Source organism: Paenibacillus sp. FSL H8-0079 (genome assembly GCF_037991315.1).
GTDB lineage: Bacteria > Bacillota > Bacilli > Paenibacillales > Paenibacillaceae > Paenibacillus.
Map to the genome: position 1 here is coordinate 2,487,310 of NZ_CP150300.1, position 19,124 is coordinate 2,506,433.

Annotated in this window: 20 protein-coding genes; all 20 read left to right on the plus strand. The window is 44.7% G+C overall.

Annotation, left to right across the window (positions count from 1 at the left end):
- The first annotated feature begins 6 nt into the window (after positions 1–6).
- The 20 genes from fliR to frr all read left to right on the plus strand — a co-directional run bounded on the left by fliR (position 7) and on the right by frr (position 19,041).
- The gene (gene fliR, locus MHI06_RS11275; protein WP_340401508.1) at positions 7–795 is read left to right on the plus strand and encodes a flagellar biosynthetic protein FliR; all 789 of its coding nucleotides are present in this window, start codon (positions 7–9) and stop codon (positions 793–795) included.
- Positions 796–818: 23 nt separating this feature from the next.
- The gene (flhB, locus tag MHI06_RS11280; protein ID WP_340401509.1) at positions 819–1,901 is read left to right on the plus strand and encodes a flagellar biosynthesis protein FlhB; all 1,083 of its coding nucleotides are present in this window, start codon (positions 819–821) and stop codon (positions 1,899–1,901) included.
- Between the two features lie 25 nt (positions 1,902–1,926).
- Complete coding sequence (gene flhA, locus MHI06_RS11285) at positions 1,927–3,960, plus strand: flagellar biosynthesis protein FlhA (RefSeq protein WP_169478475.1); 2,034 nt, start codon at positions 1,927–1,929, stop codon at positions 3,958–3,960.
- Positions 3,957–5,309 (plus strand): flagellar biosynthesis protein FlhF, encoded by a 1,353-nt coding sequence (gene flhF, locus MHI06_RS11290; protein WP_340401510.1) that lies wholly within the window; start codon positions 3,957–3,959, stop codon positions 5,307–5,309. The genes flhA and flhF overlap by 4 nt, the downstream gene beginning before the upstream one ends.
- Positions 5,306–6,193, plus strand: a complete 888-nt coding sequence (locus tag MHI06_RS11295; RefSeq protein ID WP_340401511.1) for a MinD/ParA family protein — start codon at positions 5,306–5,308, stop codon at positions 6,191–6,193. The genes flhF and MHI06_RS11295 overlap by 4 nt, the downstream gene beginning before the upstream one ends.
- Positions 6,194–6,225: 32 nt before the next feature.
- Entirely contained in the window at positions 6,226–7,668 is a 1,443-nt protein-coding gene (gene cheB, locus MHI06_RS11300; protein ID WP_340401512.1) for a chemotaxis-specific protein-glutamate methyltransferase CheB, read from the plus strand.
- A gap of 32 nt (positions 7,669–7,700) precedes the next feature.
- Positions 7,701–9,773 (plus strand): chemotaxis protein CheA, encoded by a 2,073-nt coding sequence (locus MHI06_RS11305; protein ID WP_340401513.1) that lies wholly within the window; start codon positions 7,701–7,703, stop codon positions 9,771–9,773.
- Between the two features lie 41 nt (positions 9,774–9,814).
- Complete coding sequence (locus MHI06_RS11310; RefSeq protein WP_062833811.1) at positions 9,815–10,276, plus strand: chemotaxis protein CheW; 462 nt, start codon at positions 9,815–9,817, stop codon at positions 10,274–10,276.
- A 10-nt stretch (positions 10,277–10,286) separates the two neighbouring features.
- On the plus strand, positions 10,287–10,907 hold the full coding sequence (locus MHI06_RS11315) for a chemotaxis protein CheC (RefSeq protein ID WP_139331862.1): 621 nt from the start codon (positions 10,287–10,289) through the stop codon (positions 10,905–10,907).
- Positions 10,900–11,397, plus strand: coding sequence for a chemotaxis protein CheD (locus tag MHI06_RS11320; RefSeq protein WP_169478470.1), 498 nt, complete (start codon positions 10,900–10,902; stop codon positions 11,395–11,397). The genes MHI06_RS11315 and MHI06_RS11320 overlap by 8 nt, the downstream gene beginning before the upstream one ends.
- Before the next feature lie 4 nt (positions 11,398–11,401).
- Positions 11,402–11,845 carry a hypothetical protein gene (locus MHI06_RS11325; protein WP_340401514.1) on the plus strand — a complete coding sequence of 148 codons (444 nt, stop codon included), beginning with the start codon at positions 11,402–11,404 and terminating at the stop codon, positions 11,843–11,845.
- Positions 11,846–11,860: 15 nt separating this feature from the next.
- The gene (locus MHI06_RS11330; protein ID WP_017689160.1) at positions 11,861–12,649 is read left to right on the plus strand and encodes a FliA/WhiG family RNA polymerase sigma factor; all 789 of its coding nucleotides are present in this window, start codon (positions 11,861–11,863) and stop codon (positions 12,647–12,649) included.
- Positions 12,650–12,710: 61 nt separating this feature from the next.
- Complete coding sequence (locus MHI06_RS11335; protein WP_169478468.1) at positions 12,711–14,120, plus strand: FapA family protein; 1,410 nt, start codon at positions 12,711–12,713, stop codon at positions 14,118–14,120.
- A gap of 52 nt (positions 14,121–14,172) precedes the next feature.
- Positions 14,173–14,487, plus strand: coding sequence for a hypothetical protein (locus tag MHI06_RS11340; protein ID WP_169478467.1), 315 nt, complete (start codon positions 14,173–14,175; stop codon positions 14,485–14,487).
- Between the two features lie 65 nt (positions 14,488–14,552).
- Positions 14,553–15,137, plus strand: coding sequence for a hypothetical protein (locus MHI06_RS11345; RefSeq protein ID WP_340401515.1), 585 nt, complete (start codon positions 14,553–14,555; stop codon positions 15,135–15,137).
- Positions 15,138–15,140: 3 nt separating this feature from the next.
- Complete coding sequence (locus MHI06_RS11350; RefSeq protein ID WP_340401516.1) at positions 15,141–15,767, plus strand: hypothetical protein; 627 nt, start codon at positions 15,141–15,143, stop codon at positions 15,765–15,767.
- Between the two features lie 295 nt (positions 15,768–16,062).
- Positions 16,063–16,761, plus strand: coding sequence for a 30S ribosomal protein S2 (gene rpsB, locus MHI06_RS11355; protein ID WP_017689155.1), 699 nt, complete (start codon positions 16,063–16,065; stop codon positions 16,759–16,761).
- 115 nt (positions 16,762–16,876) lie between these two features.
- A complete protein-coding gene (gene tsf, locus MHI06_RS11360) occupies positions 16,877–17,527 on the plus strand; it encodes a translation elongation factor Ts (protein ID WP_169478464.1) in 651 nt (216 codons plus the stop codon).
- 231 nt (positions 17,528–17,758) lie between these two features.
- A complete protein-coding gene (pyrH, locus tag MHI06_RS11365; RefSeq protein ID WP_017689153.1) occupies positions 17,759–18,487 on the plus strand; it encodes a UMP kinase in 729 nt (242 codons plus the stop codon).
- Positions 18,487–19,041: a ribosome recycling factor gene (frr, locus tag MHI06_RS11370; RefSeq protein ID WP_100529402.1), complete on the plus strand. Its 555-nt coding sequence runs from the start codon at positions 18,487–18,489 to the stop codon at positions 19,039–19,041. The genes pyrH and frr overlap by 1 nt, the downstream gene beginning before the upstream one ends.
- The last annotated feature ends 83 nt before the right edge of the window (positions 19,042–19,124 follow it).

The window sequence follows — 19,124 nt, forward strand, 5'->3', positions numbered from 1 at the left end:
TAGCAGATGGAGACATTATTGCAAAGTTTCCCTGTCGCTCTGCTTATGTTTTGTCGAATCACATCATTTTTTGTAACTGCGCCGGTCTTTTCAGCTCGAAATGTCCCGACTTCAGTTAAAATTGGTATCTCTGCATTTGTTACATTGTCTGTCTATCTGATTTATGGAATAGATCAGACCGTACCCACAGACATGAGCTACGTTTTATTGATTATCAGAGAGATTCTCATTGGCCTGCTTTTAGGTTTTGTTGCTTATCTGTTAATGACGGCTGTACAGACTGCAGGAACTTTTATCGATCTTCAGATCGGATTTGGTATGGCTAATGTATTTGATCCAATGACAGGCGCTTCAGCACCGCTTACGGGTAACTTAAAGTATGCATTTGCTATGCTTCTGTTTCTGACGATGAATGGCCACCATTATTTACTGGATGCGATAGTTTACAGTTACCGATGGGTTCCGTTATCAAATGTATTTCTTCTACGGTTGGCAGATGGAAGTATTGCTGAATTTTTGATTCGGACATTAGGTCAATCATTCATGTTGGCTTTTCAGATGTCGGCTCCGATTATAGTGGCGTTGTTTTTGACGGATGTAGGTTTGGGGTTTTTGGCAAAAACCGCTCCTCAATTTAATGTGTTTGCAGTCGGATTGCCACTTAAATTACTTGTTGGTCTTGCTATTTTGCTTTTGCTGGTTCCCAGTTTCTCCTTTATATTTAGTCAATTGTTCGAAGCGATATTCAGATCCATGGAAAAATTGCTTGGAACCATTGGACAAAGGCCGGGCTGAGTGAAACGGAGGATAAGACTCGGATGAAACTTCAACTCGACCTCCAGTTGTTTTCAGGGGAGAAGACGGAGAAAGCTACCCCGAAAAAGAGACAGGATGCACGTAAAAAAGGACAGGTTGTCAAAAGTCCGGAGATATCTGGTGCTTCGATTCTCCTGTTCTCGTTTTTGATCTTGACAGTCTTCGGTGATTTTTACAAGGAACGTACAGTTCGACTGTTTACAGATATTTTTATCAACCGGCTAAACATGAATATTACCGATGAAAATGTAATGATGCTTATGATGCGCTATGGCATTGAAGTGATGTTACTCCTTGCTCCGGTATTGTTAGGTGCGGTTCTAGTTGCTTTAATCGTTAACTACATGCAGGTTGGTTTTCTGCTCGTGGGCGAAGGATTGAAGCCGAAACTGGAGAAGTTGGATCCGATTAAAGGATTCAAAAATATTTTCTCTATGCGCTCTGTGGTCGAATTTGCGAAGTCCATTTTGAAAATGTCCATCATCGGTTATCTTGTTTACAGCACAATTATAAGCTACCAATCCGATATTGCCTCACTTTCTCACTTTTCATTGGATGCTATTTTACACTTTGCTGCATCCATCACGTTAAGTCTGGGTGTTAAGATTGCTGTTGCACTTATGGTACTTGCAATATTGGATTACATGTACCAAAAGTATGATAATGAGAAAAAACTCCGTATGTCCAAGCAAGACATCAAAGACGAGTACAAGAAAATGGAAGGCGATCCGCTGATCAAAGGTAAAATTCGGGAACGTCAGCGTCGTATGGCTATGCAGCGTATGATGCAGGAAGTACCGAATGCGGATGTAATCATAACGAACCCGACTCACTTTGCGGTTGCGCTAAAGTACGAGGGATCTGAGATGGAGGCTCCGCAGATTATTGCCAAAGGTCAGGACTATGTCGCCTTGCGTATTAAGGAAATAGCCAAAGAGCATGGTGTTATTACAATGGAAAACAAGCCGCTGGCACGGGCATTATTCCAGAGAGCCGAGATTGGTGATGCCATACCGGCCGATTTGTTTCAAGCGGTAGCTGAAGTGCTGGCTTATGTATATAAACTAAAGGGCAGAACGAAATAAAAGGGGATCGGAGGCCGTACATTCATTGAAAACAAAAGATTTAGCTGTCCTTGCGGGTATTATCGGCATTGTGTTGATGATGATTCTCCCGATCCCAATCTGGCTATTGGATATGCTGCTCGTCGTCAATATTTCAATTGCACTGATGATACTCCTTGTTGCCATGAACAGCAAAGAAGCATTGCAGTTTTCTATTTTTCCAGCTTTACTGCTAATTACTACTCTATTCCGACTTGCATTGAACATTTCGACAACCAAGCTAATCCTTGGTGAAGGGGATGCTGGAGCCGTTGTTGCTACCTTTGGTAGCTGGATTGCCGGAGGGCAAATTGCGATTGGTTTTGTTGTGTTCCTGATCCTGGTTGTCGTTCAGTTTATCGTTATTACCAAGGGTTCGGAGCGTGTAGCTGAAGTTGCTGCCCGATTCACCCTCGATGCGATGCCAGGTAAACAAATGAGTATTGATGCGGATCTGAATGCGGGTCTGATCAACGAGCAACAAGCTCGTGAGCGTCGTTCCAAAATTGAACGCGAAGCCGATTTCTATGGAGCGATGGATGGAGCAAGTAAGTTTGTAAAAGGAGACGCAATTGCAAGTATTATCATCCTCCTGATTAATCTGATTGGTGGATTCATCATCGGGATGACTGTGCATGGTCTTGATTTTGCTGAGTCACTTGCGACGTACTCCGTTCTAACTATAGGAGATGGATTGGTCAGCCAGATTCCTGCCCTTCTTATTTCAACGGCAGCAGGTCTCATCGTTACAAGAGCATCATCTGAAGGAAACTTGGCAGAGGATATTACGGGGCAACTGTTTACATATCCAATACTCATTTATATTGTAGCTTTCGTTATTGCCATGCTCGGTTTCTTCACACCTATTCATATTATTACCACACTTCCGTTGGCAGGCGTGCTGGCATTTGCCGCATGGCGCATGCAGAATAATTTGAATTTGAAACAGGAAGCGGAAGAACAGCTGGAAGAAGAACAGCAGATTGAAGAGGTCAGAAGTCCTGAAAGTGTAATTAACCTGCTTCAGGTTGACCCTATTGAGTTTGAATTTGGTTATGGTTTAATCCCACTGGCTGATAATCAGCAGGGCGGGGACTTATTGGATCGGATCATTATGATTCGGAGGCAGTGTGCTCTTGAACTGGGGTTGGTTGTTCCGGTCATACGGATACGAGATAATATCCAGCTCAGACCTAATGAGTATGTTATCAAAATCAAGGGGAACGTGGTAGGCGGCGGAGAACTGTTATTGAATCACTACCTTGCCATGAGTCCAGGCTATGATGAGGAGTCCGTGACAGGTATTGAAACGACAGAGCCTGCTTTTGGACTTCCGGCACTGTGGATTGATGAAGTAACCAAAGACAGAGCGGAGCTTGCAGGGTATACGGTTGTAGATCCGCCATCTGTTGTGGCGACACATCTGACTGAATTGATTAAGAAACATGCGCATGAGTTACTTGGAAGACAAGAGACGAAAGCGCTTGTGGATAATCTCAGAGAGAACTATTCTGCATTGGTGGATGAACTAATTCCTTCCCTACTCTCCATTGGTGATGTGCAGAAAGTGCTTGCCAAGTTATTGCGTGAGAAAATATCTATTCGTGATATGGTTACCATCTTCGAGACACTGGCTGACTATGGTACGTATACGAAGGACCCGGATGTGCTGACTGAATACGTCAGACAATCCCTCTCACGTCAGATTACTCAGCAGTTTTCACAGAAAGGCGAGACGCTTCGAGTGATCACGGTGGGACCTGGTCTTGAGAAGAAAATTGCTGAAAGTGTGCAGCAATCCGATCAAGGCAGCTATCTTGCGTTAGACCCTGTTTCTACACAAAGTGTATATCAGAAGCTGAGTGAACAAGTGAACCGTTTGATTCAATCAGGTCAACAACCTGTTGTATTAACTTCTCCAACCATTCGGATGTATCTGCGTCAGGTTATTGAACGTACTATGCAGGACATTCCTGTGCTTTCCTACAGCGAGTTGGAGCCGAATGTTGAAATTCAAAGTATCGGGGTGGTGAACTTATGAGAGTAAAACAATACGTTGTTGAGACCATGCCCGAAGCTATGCTTCAAATTCGCAAAGACCTGGGAAGTGATGCCGTCATTCTGTCCACTAAAGAGATTAAGGTGGGCGGTGTGATGGGAATGTTTCGCAAGAAACGGATCGAAGTTGTAGCTGCAGTGGATAAGGAAGAAAACAAGCAAACGACGAAGCCAGCACAAAATCAATTCACACCTGTACCTCGTGCGTTTGTACCTGAGGCCTATCGCCAAACAGCTCGTTCGTTTGTTGCTGCTTCTGATGAGTCGGCTACAACGAATACAGCTGATCAAAGTGCTCAGGAAAAATCTGCGGCTGCGTCGTCTATGTTTGAATCGAGTAATATCGGTTCAGACATAGATAGTAGCTTAGGTTCTTCGAGCACGGATCATAAACCGCGACCGCAAGGGGCGGATTTTTCGGGTTCAACAACTGCCACGAAGCATGCGGGCTCAGACCTGCAGCAGGATAAGTTGATGACTGAATTGCAGGATCTTAAACAGATGGTGACCAAGCTTTCAAAGCAAGGTACTTCTGCGGACCCTGTGCCAGAGGAACTGTATACGATCCGAGAGCGTTTGACAGAACAAGAGGTTTGGCCTGAAGTATGGGAATCCTGGTTCGATTCGATACAAGCAAAATGGTCTGAGAATGGATTGAATGAACAGGATGTAGAACAAGCGGTAAAACTTGAGGTCATGCACTTTTTGGAAGAACGTATTGATGAAGGCATTCTTCCTACCACTCGAATCGTCTATGTAGCTGGCCCAACCGGTGTAGGGAAAACGACGACAATTGCGAAATTAGCCGCTGAACAAATGTTCAAAAAACAGCGTAAAGTTGGATTCATTACATCTGACACGTATCGGATCTCAGCGGTAGAACAGCTTAGAACGTATGCTTCTATATTAAATGTTCCACTTGAGGTGGTACAATCGCCCGGTGATACACAACGTGCAATCTCTCGTTTAGAGCATTGTGACTTGATCTTTATGGATACAGCAGGTAGAAACTACAGAAATGAATTACTTGTCTCGGAACTGCAAAGTTTGCTTGCTCCTGTCGAGAATAGTGAAACCTTTTTGGTCATGAGCATGACTTCCAAAAGTGCTGATATGGTTCAGATTACAGAACATTTCAGCAAATATGTCCTGGATAAGGTGATTTTTACCAAAATGGATGAGACTGGGAGCTGCGGTCCGCTATTTAACCTGCTACATCGTTTTCCACTCAAGCTTGCATATGTTGCAAATGGACAAAATGTTCCAGACGATTTGTTGAAGCCGGATGCAGATTCGTTGTCTAAACAGTTGCTGGGAGAATGGACACAATGAAGGATCAGGCAGCTTCACTTCGAAGTATGGTGTCGGAGCCATTGGAAATGGAAGGCATTGAGCGAGCTAACCGTTCCTCTAAAATCATTACTGTGGCCAGTGGTAAGGGAGGTGTTGGGAAATCCAATTTTACACTAAACTTTGCACTGGCATTACAGGCTTTAGGGAAAAGGGTACTTGTGTTTGATGCTGATATTGGAATGGCTAATATCGATGTTCTTATGGGTACGTCTTCATCCTATAATCTTTACCACCTGTTGTACCGACAAAAATCCATAAGGGAGATCATACAACTGGGTGCCAGCGGCTTGCCTTACATTGCTGGAGGGTCAGGCATGAAAGAGTTGTTTTCATTGTCTGACCGTGATCTGGAGTTCTTCGCCAGTCAAGTGGAGGATATTGCCCAGGAAATGGACTATGTCATTTTCGATACAGGGGCAGGTCTTTCCAGAGAGAATATGACGTTTATCGGTGCTGCCGATGAATGCCTGATTATAACCACACCTGAACCGACTTCAATAACCGATGCTTACGCTTTAGTCAAAGTTATGCACGGCCAGGAAAATGCTACACCCTTTCGGATGATCGTTAACCGGGTGGAAGACGAACGGGAAGCGGAACGGGTGGCAGATAAAATAGCTGGAGTAGCAAGGCGGTTTTTGCAGACGGATATTCCGCTACTTGGGTATATATCAGAAGATGCCCAGGTAGTCAAGGCGGTTAAAAGACAAATGCCCTATAGTCTGGCGTATCCCAATGCCAAAGCCTCCAAAGATATAGAGAAACTTGCTCTTCGTTATTTGGCTGTACCTGCAACTCCGGAATCCGGAACCTTGACAGGAATCAGGGGATTTATGAATAAGTGGCTTAAACGTACAACATGATTTCTGAATAAAGGAAACAGGGGTGACACAACATGGCGGTGTATCAAGTATTGGTTGTCGATGATTCCGCTTTTATGCGTAAGATTGTTACGGATTTAATTGAAGCGGATTCGGAATTCAAGGTAACGGCAACGGCATCAAACGGTAGGGAAGCGATTCAAAAATCGCTAGAATTGAAACCTGATATTATCACAATGGACGTTGAGATGCCCGAAATGAATGGGTTGGACGCATTAAAATCAATTATGAAGGAATCCTTCGTTCCTGTGATTATGCTATCTGGTATCAATGAACAAGGCATGAAAGAAACCATTATGGCGCTTGAAGCAGGGGCATTTGACTTCATTCGCAAACCATCCATTGTACATGACCAGGATATCGCTCAAGTCGGCAAAGCCTTGGTTGAACGCATGCGTGCTGCGATGAATGAGATCAAACGAAAAGCTGATCGTGATTTATCCATGAAAAATAGAGACATGTTGCGAGGAACAGTAGCTCCCCCGACTCAGCCAGTGCAGAAAGAAATGCCAGCTAGGGATCGAGTGGAGCCTGTGAAAAAAACGATCGAACCTGCTCAGACAAGTCAACGCTCTATACAAGAGCGAACTGAAGTCTTTCAGGCCAAATCAAAGAAACCAATTGCGCCAGTATCACCTTCGAAACCAGGCCGCGTAGAGAATAGAACGGAGCCTTTACCGAAGTCAGAGCGTAACTCGGGGACAAATGCAGAAAAAGCAGTGAGGTCAGCTAATCCAGTACAGACTCCTAAGGAAATTCGACTACCTAATGCAGCTCGAGTGGCAGCTGATCAAATAGCAGCAACTTCTGCCTCTGCAAAAACCAAGGATTTAACCAAGTCTAATCTTGTTCCAAAAGGTGCAGGGGGCCCAGAAGGGCCATTCAACAAGCTTGTGGCAATAGGTTGTTCTACGGGTGGGCCTAGAGCTCTCAAGACATTGCTCGAGCAGTTGCCTGCTGATTTGCCAGCACCGGTCATTATTGTGCAGCATATGCCGCCCAATTTCACCCGTTCTCTGGCTCAACGATTGAATACGTTCAGTCCACTGCATGTGGTTGAAGCTGAAGAGGGCATGGTTCTGAAAAAAGGGACTGCCTATATAGCACCCGGCGGATTCCATGTGAAAGTTAACAAAACAGCGGACGGGAAGTTTATCGTGAAGTTGACTGAAGATCAACCAGTGAATGGACATAGACCTTCAGTGGATACGATGTTTGAGTCACTTCTGCCGTTTACATCTTTACAAAGGCATCTTGTTTTGCTGACAGGAATGGGCAGTGATGGAGCTCGTATGATGAAGAGATTATACGAAGCAGGAGTTACATCAACCTTTGCCGAGAATGAAGAAACATGTGTTGTATATGGTATGCCGCGTTCTGCTGTAGAGCTGCAATGCGTTCGACATCTTCTGCCACTGCAGGAGATTGCGTCTAAACTTGTTCAAGCAGTGAAATAACGGAGTGTAACTCACGGAGGAGGTGCCTCACAATGGACATGAACCAATATTTATCTATGTTTATTGATGAGTCTAATGATCATCTGCAATCCCTTAACGAAAACATGCTTCAACTTGAAGGCAATCCGGAAGATCTGGGAATAGTTCAGGTCATTTTCCGTTCTGCTCATACCCTGAAGGGTATGGCGGCAACAATGGGCTTCGAAGATTTGGCATCATTGACACATAAAATGGAAAATGTGCTGGACCTGGTGCGTAATGAGAAGTTGAAAATGCAAGATTTCATTTTTGATACCATGTTCAAGAGTCTGGATGCTTTGGAAACTATGGTTCAGGATATTACCGAAGGTGGACAAGGTAAAGCGGATGTGTCCGCTATCGTAGCTTCACTTCAGGCAATTGAAAATGGTGAAATGACAAGCGGAGATGCGCCTGCAACTGAAAAAAACAAATCGGCTAACGCTTTAATTGCGTCGGCTGTGGAGCTGGATGAATTCCAATATTCAGTGCTGGATCAGTCGATTGCTGAAGGTCACCGTGTATTTTATGTAGATGTGCTTGTAAGTGAGCATAGCCAGTTAAAAGGTGTTCGGGCTTATATGGTCTTTGATATGCTCGAGCGTTCAGGTGAAGTCGTAAAGGCTTACCCATCCGTTCAGGATATTGAGCAGGAGAAGTTTGAGCGCAGTTTCTCGTTGTATTACATAACAACTAAAGAGGCGCACGAACTGGAAGAAGGCATCATGAGTATCTCTGAAATTGAAAGTGCGAAGCTGATCCAATTGGATCAGGAGACTCTTCAGCAGATGGCTAATCAGGTCGCAGCCACAGTTGAAGCACCAATCGCACCGACTATTGTAGCTGAGGTTGCTTCACCAGATAAGAATTCTGCATCCAATGAAGAAGCCAAGACGGCACCAGCCAAAACAGCTGCGCCGAAACAAGCTGCGGCACCTTCACGTACCATTCGTGTCGATATTGAACGCCTCGATGTATTGATGAACTTGTTCAGTGAATTGTTGATTGACCGTTCCCGTCTGGAGCAACTGGCCAGTGAGACAGGTAACAATGATTTATCCGATACGGTAGCACATTTAAGCAGAGTAAGCACGGATTTGCAAAACATTGTATTGAAATTGCGGATGGTTCCGGTAGATACCGTATTTAATCGATTCCCGCGTATGATCCGTGATTTGGCTAAGACACTTGATAAAAAAATTGATCTGGTCATTACAGGTGCTGAGACGGAACTGGATCGTACGGTAATTGATGAGATTGGTGATCCCCTTGTGCATTTGCTGCGTAATGCGGTTGACCATGGTGTTGAATCCATTGCAGAGCGTGTAGCTGCAGGTAAACCAGAGATGGGTACAGTAAACCTGCGCGCCTTCCACAGTGGAAATCACGTATTTATCGAGATTGAAGATGATGGTAAAGGAATCTATCGCGACAAGCTTCTGAAAACCGCGATCAAACGTGGAGTTGTAACTGAAGAACAAGGTGCCAAGATGAGCGACGATGAAGTGAATCAACTGTTGTTCGCACCTGGTTTTAGTACTGCGGATGTTATTTCAGATATCTCCGGCAGAGGCGTTGGTTTAGATGTAGTAAAATCGAAAATCACTTCGCTTGGCGGTAATGTAACGATTCATTCGACTCCAGGCAAAGGCACGAACTTCTCTGTTCAGCTTCCGTTGACTCTTTCCATTATCGCTGCAATGCTTGTACGACTTGGTTCAGAGAAATACGCTGTTCCATTGTCCTCCATTGTAGAGACAGCGATTGTACAGCGTGAGCAGGTTCGCAATATTCATGGCAATAAAATGATCACGTTCCGTGAGTCACTGATTCCATACTTGTCCTTGAGCGAAGTGTTCTCCGTACCGGATTTCAATGATGCTGATGAGCAGGAAACAGAAATTGTCGTAATTCGCAAAGGTGACCGTCTTGCAGCCGTAGCTGTTGAGGAATTTATTGGACAGAGTGAGATTGTTCTCAAATCAATGGGAACGTATCTGCCTGCTATTGAAGGAATCTCTGGAGCAACCATACTCGGAGATGGACAAGTAGCCCTGATTCTTGATCCTAATGCATTTATTAAATAAGCATATAGCTAAGTCTTACATTTAATAGGGGGGTTTTTTACATGGAAGAAGAGTTGAAAGTCATCGTCTTTAAATTGGGTACCGAAGAGTATGGTATTGAGGTAGATAAGGTTCAGACGATTGAGCGCATGATGCCAATTACCCGTGTTCCCAAGACACTTTCCTTTGTAAAAGGAGTAATTAATCTACGTGGTGTTGTAATCCCGGTCATTGATCTACGCGGTCGTTTCTCCCTTCCGGAATCGGAGTATACGGACCAGACTCGTATTGTTATCGTAGGTGTAGACGACATGCAAGTTGGCTTTATCGTAGATTCTGCCAATGATGTTATTGATATCAAGAGCAGTGCGATCGATAGCCCACCAGAAGTGGTTGGCGGCGTCAAAGCGAGATATCTGCGTGGTGTGGCCAAATTGGAGGATTCACGCTTGCTGATTATGCTTAACTTGAACGAAGTATTAAATAAAAGCGAGATTGTACAGCTGGAAAGTGTTGAGGGCTAGTACCGTGGAAATGTTCAACCGATTTGAGGTATTCCAGATGGATGTGCTCAAAGAGGTCGGTAACATTGGAGCAGGCAACGCCGCAACGGCGTTGTCTCAACTCCTCAACAGACCGATTGACATGGGTGTACCTACAGTACAAATGCTCCCGTTTGAAGAAGTTGCTGAAAAAGTGGGCGGAGATGAACGCATCGTTGTTACCGTATTTCTTCGTGTAGAAGGGGAAGCACCGGGAAATCTTTTCTTTATGATGACACCAGAGGCTGCTAAAATGTTGTTGAATAGACTTGCTGGATTTGATTTGAAAGAAGGACTCGCTTTCACAGATATGGAGCAATCAGCCCTTTCCGAAATTGGAAATATTTTGGCTGGATCATATCTTTCTTCTTTGGCAGATTTCACGAAGTTGTCCATGTATCCAACCGTCCCTGGACTTGCTATTGATATGGCGGGTGCCATTCTGAGCTATGGCTTGCTGCAATTCGGCGAGATGGGTGACGATGCATTGTTGATTGACACATCTTTCTTTGAAGGTGAAGATCAGGTTGAGGGTCAGTTTTTCCTGATTCCAGATCCGCCATCATTTGCAAAGATATTTGAATCGCTAGGGGTGCCACTGAGCCATGATTGAGGACAAAAGCGTCGTTAAAGTCGGTATGGCGGATTTAAACATCGCTCATCTTCCTGGCGTAATCCGTACGACTGGCCTGGGCTCGTGTGTGGGATTAACAATGTATGACCCACATTTGAAACTGGCTGGAATGGCGCATGTCATGCTTCCTACTTCCGAGATTGCCCGTGAAGGGAAACTGAACACAGCCAAATATGCAGATACGGCGTTGCCTGAGCTTTTGGAAAAAATGATAAAATTAGGCGCTGCTCGCTCTCGTATCGTTTCTAAAATGGCTGGAGGCTCTCAGATGTTTGCCTTTGCCGGTGCTGGGGATACGATGCGCATTGGACCAAGGAATGCAGATTCTTGTCGAGAGTGGCTGCAAAAACTCAATATCCCCCTTCTTGCAGAAGATACGGGTGGTAATTATGGACGAACGATTGAAATGGATTGTGAAACTGGCCTTTTGACTATTCGAAGTGTACAAATGGGTGTAAAGGAACTATAAGACTATGATAGGAAACTACCGCATTAATCTAGGAGCAGGCATCGTTGGATTTATTCTTACTTTTTTTGTAGCTTACAGCAGCAATGTGCTGACGACCAGTTTAATTCGCGGATTGATCGGATTCGTAGCCTGGTTTGTCCTTGCATATGGTTTACGTTGGGGATTGGGATTGCTGCTGAACCCTCAGCCCCAGGGAAATGGATATGGTTATGATTCACCAAATGCTCAAGATCAAAGAGGTTCACAGGTGGACATCAAACTCGAAGACGATGGACAAGAGCTGAATGAATTGCTCAAGAGTGGACAGAGCGCCTCCTCTGGAGACGATCTTCCGCCATCTGAGACGAAAGCTCCAACGGGATTCGCCCCTTTGGATCCGCCTAAACTTGTCCGGACAAAGGATCCGGAGGAATTGGCGCAGGCCGTTCGTCACCTGACAGACAAATAAGGAGGGTGAAAGCAATTGAACGAGCGTAAAGCTTCACATTTGAACCATTCTGATCTGTGGGAAAAGTGGAAAGAGCATGGAGATCTTGAAGCCAAGAAAACTTTGATTGAAAAGTATCTCCATATTGTAAATTATGTTTCCGGCCGTCTGGCAGTCGGTTTGCCTAAAAATGTTCCTAAAGATGACTTGGAGAGTAATGGCGTTATGGGATTGATTGATGCATTGGAGAAATTCGACTATGAACGTGGTCTGCAATTTGAAACCTATGCATCATGGAGGGTCCGCGGAGCCATACTTGACGGTCTGCGTCAAGGTGATTGGGTTCCGCGTTCTGTGCGGGAGAAGGCCAAACGGATTGAAGACGCCTACCAGCAGCTGGAACAAAGCTATCTCAGGTCCGTTAGTGATGAGGAAATGAGTGAGTATCTGGACGTGTCGACCAAAGATTTTCAACATATGCTTCAGGAAGTGGCAGTCATGTCACTTTGCTCGCTGGAGGACCCAATTCGTGAAGAAGAGTCTGAGACACGTCTGTCTTTAATGGTGGATGAGAAAGCTAAAAATCCGGATTATAAAGTGAATGAGTTTTATTTGAAGGAAGCTTTGGTGCAAGGGTTGGACAAGTTGACGGTAAAAGAGCGGACAGTTGTTTCACTCTTGTATTACGAAGACCTTTCTCTTAGTGAAATTGCGGAGGTTATGTCTCTTTCTCCGTCTCGTATATCCCAGTTACATTCCAAGGCAATATTACGATTACGCGGCACATTGGACAAACAGAAAGATTTGTTGATGCGTAAAGATTAATAGAGAGAAGTAATATATTGGAGTTTGGGGAGTGGAAAGTCTAAAAGGGGGAAGAACTGGAGTGACACAGCGGACTGCTTTGGAACAATGTTTAAACATTGTTTTATCGGACGACAAATGCACAGCCTACCTTGAATTTTCCAAAGAGGAAGAAGGCTTTGCCTGCACGATCGATGAACTTGAACAATTTGTGGCGAACAAGGGCATCAAGCAAGGTGTATTACGAGAGGCATTATTGCTTTTTGTGAGTAACCCTGAAACCTATGTAAAAGATAAATATAAAATTGCCCAAGGTGTTGCTCCTATTCAGGGAACAGATGGATTCATCAAGATCCTGATAGGGATGGACGATACGAACGAGCGACGACCGCTCGAATCGGAAGATGGAACCGTTGATTACAAAGAAGTGACCCGGTTAAACAATGTTCGTAGTGGTCAGATCATTGCAGAGCGAATTGCTCCTGGCGATGGTATACCAGGCAGGGCAGTAACAGGTGAGGAAATTCCTTATCGTCCCGGAAAAGAAGCTCGGTTTAAAGTTGGGAAAAACGTTGTGATTAACCCGGACGGATCTGCGATGTATGCTGCACTGGATGGGCTCGTTACCAAAACGGACGGTAACAAACTGAATGTATTTCCGGTTTATGAAGTCAATGGAGACGTTGACTACAATAACGGTAATATCGACTTTGTAGGCACAGTTGTCATACGAGGCAACGTACTTACCGGATTTAAAGTAAAAGCAGCAGGTGATATTCGTGTCGTCGGAGGTGTCGAAGGAGCGGACCTGGAAGCAGGTGGTTCAATCGAAATTACCGGTGGCATTATTGGTTATAACAAAGGACTTGTACACGCAGGCCATAATGTTAAATGTACCTTTATTCAAGAAGGCAACGTGGATGCAGGTGAAGATGTACTGGTTTCCCAAAGTATTATGCACTCCAATATTCGTGCTGCCCATGGTGTCATCTGTGCAGGAACCAAAGGTCTTATCGTTGGCGGCTCAATCCAGGCTGGTAAGAACGTCTCAGCGCGTGTTGTAGGCAACAGTATGTCCACGGTCACTGCCATTGAAGTTGGTGTGTTGCCGAGGCTGCGTAACGAACTGAATGATTTGCGCAAGGAAGTTAGAGAGCAGATGGATTCCTTGGACAAAACGAAGAAGGCTTTGACATTGTTGGATCAGTTAGCTGCCGCTGGACAATTAAGCCCAGATAAGATGTCGATGCGAATCAAGCTGAATGCTACGCAGAAATCTGCTCTTCGTATAAGTGAAGAAACGAAAATGCGTATCTTCGAAATTGAAAAGGAACTTGAAGATACAAGTATGGCTCGTGTTGATATTTTGAAGACGATTTATGGAGGCTCTAAAATAGTTATCGGCAGATACACGAAATTTATTAAAGATCCAGTCAGTCGAATTTCATTTTATTATCACGATGGCGATATTACGATGGTTCCATACGTTTAAGTACAGCATTCAGGCACATGAAGAAATCCATTCGAAACCGTGAGGTGAGCGTATGAGTTTCAAAGCAGTGGAGTTGCAGATTGCGGTACCACGAACAAGCGAGGCAGGGCGTTATCAGAGTGAGGCCCAGCAGAGACCGGTTACAGATCAGAATCTCTTGGCAGAGCAAACGGCGAAAGAAGCAAACGAAGCAAGGCAACGAAGTGAAGCAATGGACGAAACTTCACAGACTTCGGTGCGTGATGGTCATACCCATGATGAGAATCAGCAGAGTGGTTCTGATGGACAGGAAACTGCGCAGGTTCAGGAAACCGTCAAACCTGCGGAGCACCCTTACAAAGGAAAACACATTGATCTATCTTTATAACAGGTGATTGTGATGGACATGCAGTCTTACGTACCGATGGTTGAACTAGAAGGAGAGAACCCAATTTGTCACCATGGATCATCATTGTCATATTAGGAGCCTGCGCTATTGCCTACGCATATATCATGCCCCGGAAAAACAAGGCGCAGGAGCCTGGGCATCAACTGGTGCAGGAGATGGAATCTACGCTTGAACATTACATGACCGAGATCGAAAATGATAATGATGCTCTCATTCAGCGTGTAGCTGAAATGAAAGGAGAAGCGACAGCAGCCGATCAACGTATGCAATCGCAACTCCAGGAATTACAGCAGCGGTTGGATCAGCTGGAGCAGAGCAAAAAGAACGAACCTTTCGCATCACCTTTCCCACACTCAGGTAATATACCCGTACAAGCTTCCGAAGGTTTGCAAGCACAAGCGCTCGTGAAAAGTGTGCAAGCAGAGGCGGCCCAGCAGGCGTTAGAAGCAGATCTACCGACCAGCAAAGTCGAATCTATGCCTGGGCGTGAATCGATTAAAGATCGATATGCAGAACTCTTTAATTTACATGCAGAGGGTAAGTCGATGGATGCCATATCCAAGCAGACAGGTATTCAGCGTGGTGAGGTACAGTTAATACTGCAACTGGCAGAACGGGAGGAAAGCTAAGTCATGGACAAGCGATCCTTATGGATTGGTCTGGGGAGCGGTATGATTATTGGTGCAGTTTTGCTTCAACTGGCCACAGTAGGACAAAATGCATTATCTGATAGTAATCTTGACCCTGAGCAGACCGCCAATATGACGAAAGAACAGCTGGAAACAGTCGCGAAAAGCCTGGATATGAAGTTGGTAGGTTCTGAAGAGGAATTATACACAGAAGCTGAGTGGGTGGCGAAGAAAAAGCAGGAGAGCAGTGAGTTACAGGGGAAAACAGCAACACCGCCTGAGACAGTAACCTCTGCGGAGACACCTACCGAGCCTGAGAAGCCACAAGAGCCTGCTACAAGTGAAGTTGAAGGGCAGAAAGAGATAACTGAGCCGAAAACAACAGAACCTGCAACACCGAGCAATCCGAAAGGCGCAACGGTATCATTCAAAGTGCGTTCTGGCAATAGTCTGGCGATCGTTGCAGCGAACCTAAAAACCGCCGGAATCGTTGATGATGCACAAGCTTTCATAAAGGCTGGCAAAGCTGAACGAATCAACACCAAAATCCAAGTGGGTACTTATGCGCTTGAAAAAGGCGAGAGTTTCAAATCCATTATCGCAAAAATTACGAAAGAACCGTCAAGCTGAGCATGCTCGGACAGGACGGTTTTTTGCGTATTTAATCGTATAATTTGAAAAACCAATAATAAGTATTGTTGAGTTTCAGTTGAAGTATAGATTGCTAGGTTAAAAGCAATAAGTATAGAAGAAGATTTAGTTTCAAAGAGTGTTGCATCAGGTTGTCAGTTGTGCTATATTAGATAACGGTGTTAAAACACACGCATGTGCTAATTTTGTTGAGGGTGCTTTCCTGATGGAGAGTCTTGGCGAAAAATGATGCCGGCGGAGGACACAATAAAACCATATTAGGAGGTGTGTGAAGATGGCAGTAATCTCCATGAAGCAGCTTCTCGAAGCTGGGGTACACTTCGGTCACCAGACTCGTCGTTGGAACCCAAAAATGGATCGTTATATCTTCACTGAAAGAAACGGAATTTACATCATCGATTTGCAAAAGACGGTGAAAAAAGTCGAAGAGGCTTACAATTTCGTTAAAGGAATCGCAGGAGAGAATGGTAAAATTCTTTTCGTGGGTACTAAGAAACAAGCTCAAGATTCCGTTAAAGAAGAAGCTGAACGTGCTGGTCAATTCTACATTAACCAACGCTGGCTCGGCGGTACCCTGACTAACTTCCAAACTATTCAAAAACGTATTGATCGTTTGAAACAGTTGGAAGCTTGGGAAGAAGACGGTACATTCGCTGTATTGCCTAAAAAAGAAGTAATCTTGCTTCGCAAAGAAAAAGATCGTCTGGAGAAATTCTTGGGCGGTATTAAAAATATGAAAGGCCTGCCAAGCGCCCTGTTCATCATCGATCCACGCAAAGAGCGTATCGCTGTTGCGGAAGCTCGCAAATTGGGTATCCCAATTGTTGGTATCGTTGATACTAACTGCGATCCGGACGAGATCGATTATGTTATCCCAGGTAATGACGACGCGATTCGCGCTGTTAAATTGCTGACAGGTAAAATGGCTGACGCTGTAATCGAAGCTAACCAAGGCGAAGAAACTTCCGCTTAATAGATTCGAACATATGCAATAAACTAAATGAAAAGGGTGGTTGGCAGGTGGATAACCTCTCACTGCCCTTTTTTTAGAGTGTACGTACAATACTTAATTTTGGAGGGGATTTATAATGGCAGTTAATGCGAGTGCGGTAAAAGAACTTCGCGAAAGAACGGGCGCTGGTATGCTCGATTGTAAGAAAGCACTGGAAGAAGCAAACGGTGATGTAACGAAAGCAGCTGAATTGTTGCGTGAGAAAGGTCTTTCTGCAGCAGCAAGCAAAGCGGGCCGTGCAGCAACTGAAGGCGTTGTAGAATCTTACATCCACGCTGGTGGACGTATTGGTGTCTTGGTTGAAGTTAACTGTGAAACAGACTTCGTAGGTAAAACGGATCAATTTAAGGATTTTGTTAAAGATGTAGCTATGCAAATCGCTGCAGCTAATCCTAAATTTGTTACACGCGAAGAAGTTCCTACAGAAGAGCTGGAAAAAGAAAAAGAAATTCTGAAAGCTCAAGCTCTTAACGAAGGCAAACCAGAGAAAATCATTGAAAAAATGGTTGAAGGCCGTATCGGTAAATACTACGAAGAGTATTGCCTGCTGGAACAAACTTTCGTTAAAGATCCAGACAAAACGATTTCCCAATTGCTGAACGAAAAAATCAGCCAAATTGGTGAAAACATCTCCATCCGTCGTTTCGTTCGTTACGAACTGGGTGAAGGTCTTGAGAAAAAAGTAGACAACTTCGTAGAAGAAGTAATGTCCCAAGTAAACAAATAAGACGGTTTTTAAAACCGGCAAGCAGGATTGATTTTCGAAGATATAAGAATGATGAAACTTCGAAGCGTAAACTCCCTTATATCCCAGGAAAACAGTGCCTTACCGGTTAAACGTTTTTCCTAAAAGAGCGGAACACAACTGTGTTCCTTTCTTTTTAAGCAGGAGGCCATGCGCGAGAAGTTTTGTTGGTTGAACACCGAGCGTGTTCAATTCAAAGTGGAGGGTGAATAATTGGAACAGCCAGTATTTAAACGTGTTGTCTTAAAGGTCAGCGGAGAGTCTCTTTCCGGTCAAAACGGCTACGGTATTGATGCAGATACGATCTCGTCGATTGCCCAACAGGTAAAAGAGGTTGTTGCACTTGGTGTACAAGTTGCTATTGTATGTGGTGGCGGAAACATCTGGCGTGGAATTGCCGGTAGCGAAAACGGCATCGATCGTGCAACTGCAGATTATATGGGTATGCTGGCGACGGTAATGAATTCGTTAGCACTCCAGGATGCTTTGGAACAGATTGAAGTACCAACGCGTGTACAGACATCTATTGCAATGCAACAGATTGCAGAGCCTTATATTCGTCGTAGAGCTATTCGTCATCTGGAGAAAGGCCGGGTCGTTATTTTTGCAGCAGGTACAGGTAACCCGTTCTTTTCCACTGATACAACAGCAGCACTGCGCGCAGCGGAGATTGAAGCAGAAGTTATCTTGATGGCCAAAAACAAAGTCGATGGTGTATACTCAGCAGATCCGTTTAAGGACAGTACAGCTGTGAAATTTGATCAGTTGACTTACATGGATATTCTTAACAAAGACCTTGGTGTAATGGATTCGACGGCATCCTCGCTTTGTAAGGACAACAACATCCCGTTGATCGTATTTGCCATTACGGAACAAGGTAACATCAAGCGTGTTGTTCTGGGCGAACGTATCGGAACAATCGTTAAAGGGAGTGTAGATTAATGCCACAAGCGGTTAAACAACATGCCGAAGAGCGTATGGAAAAAGCAATTCAAGCATTGCGTCGTGACTTGGCTTCTTTGCGTGCAGGCCGTGCAACTCCAGCTCTTCTGGACCGAATTCAGGTAGAGTATTATGGGGCAATGACGCCATTGAATCAACTTGCTAATATCAGTACTCCGGATTCCCGTACACTGATGATTCAGCCTTGGGACAAATCTTCCATGGGTGACATCGAGCGTGCCATCATGAAATCGGATCTGGGGCTTACTCCAGCGAATGATGGTAGCATGATCCGTTTGTCTATTCCGGCATTGACGGAAGAGCGCAGAGCGGAACTTGTGAAGCTGACGAAGAAGTTCGGTGAAGAAGGTAAAGTAGCGATTCGTAACATTCGCCGTGACGCGAATGATGACATCAAGAAAATGGAGAAGTCAGACATTTCCGAGGATGAATCCCGGAGACATCAGGACGATATCCAAAAATCGACTGACAAGTTTATTGCTGAAGTCGATAAGGTACTTGCTGCCAAAGAAAAAGAAATCATGGAAGTGTAAGACAAGCGCAGCCCCTCCAATACGGTGGGGTTTTGTCTCTTTTTCCAAGCTTCAGATGAAGAAACTTCAGGGATTTTGGAGGA

Bases quoted from the DNA above. Each gene is read 5' to 3' on its own strand.
- fliR (WP_340401508.1), top strand. From the start codon at position 7: ATGGAGACATTATTGCAAAGTTTCCCTGTCGCTCTGCTTATGTTTTGT.
- flhB (WP_340401509.1), top strand. From the start codon at position 819: ATGAAACTTCAACTCGACCTCCAGTTGTTTTCAGGGGAGAAGACGGAG.
- flhF (WP_340401510.1), top strand. From the start codon at position 3,957: ATGAGAGTAAAACAATACGTTGTTGAGACCATGCCCGAAGCTATGCTT.
- MHI06_RS11295 (WP_340401511.1), top strand. From the start codon at position 5,306: ATGAAGGATCAGGCAGCTTCACTTCGAAGTATGGTGTCGGAGCCATTG.
- cheB (WP_340401512.1), top strand. From the start codon at position 6,226: ATGGCGGTGTATCAAGTATTGGTTGTCGATGATTCCGCTTTTATGCGT.
- MHI06_RS11305 (WP_340401513.1), top strand. From the start codon at position 7,701: ATGGACATGAACCAATATTTATCTATGTTTATTGATGAGTCTAATGAT.
- MHI06_RS11310 (WP_062833811.1), top strand. From the start codon at position 9,815: ATGGAAGAAGAGTTGAAAGTCATCGTCTTTAAATTGGGTACCGAAGAG.
- MHI06_RS11315 (WP_139331862.1), top strand. From the start codon at position 10,287: ATGTTCAACCGATTTGAGGTATTCCAGATGGATGTGCTCAAAGAGGTC.
- MHI06_RS11320 (WP_169478470.1), top strand. From the start codon at position 10,900: ATGATTGAGGACAAAAGCGTCGTTAAAGTCGGTATGGCGGATTTAAAC.
- MHI06_RS11325 (WP_340401514.1), top strand. From the start codon at position 11,402: ATGATAGGAAACTACCGCATTAATCTAGGAGCAGGCATCGTTGGATTT.
- MHI06_RS11340 (WP_169478467.1), top strand. From the start codon at position 14,173: ATGAGTTTCAAAGCAGTGGAGTTGCAGATTGCGGTACCACGAACAAGC.
- MHI06_RS11350 (WP_340401516.1), top strand. From the start codon at position 15,141: ATGGACAAGCGATCCTTATGGATTGGTCTGGGGAGCGGTATGATTATT.
- rpsB (WP_017689155.1), top strand. From the start codon at position 16,063: ATGGCAGTAATCTCCATGAAGCAGCTTCTCGAAGCTGGGGTACACTTC.
- tsf (WP_169478464.1), top strand. From the start codon at position 16,877: ATGGCAGTTAATGCGAGTGCGGTAAAAGAACTTCGCGAAAGAACGGGC.
- frr (WP_100529402.1), top strand. From the start codon at position 18,487: ATGCCACAAGCGGTTAAACAACATGCCGAAGAGCGTATGGAAAAAGCA.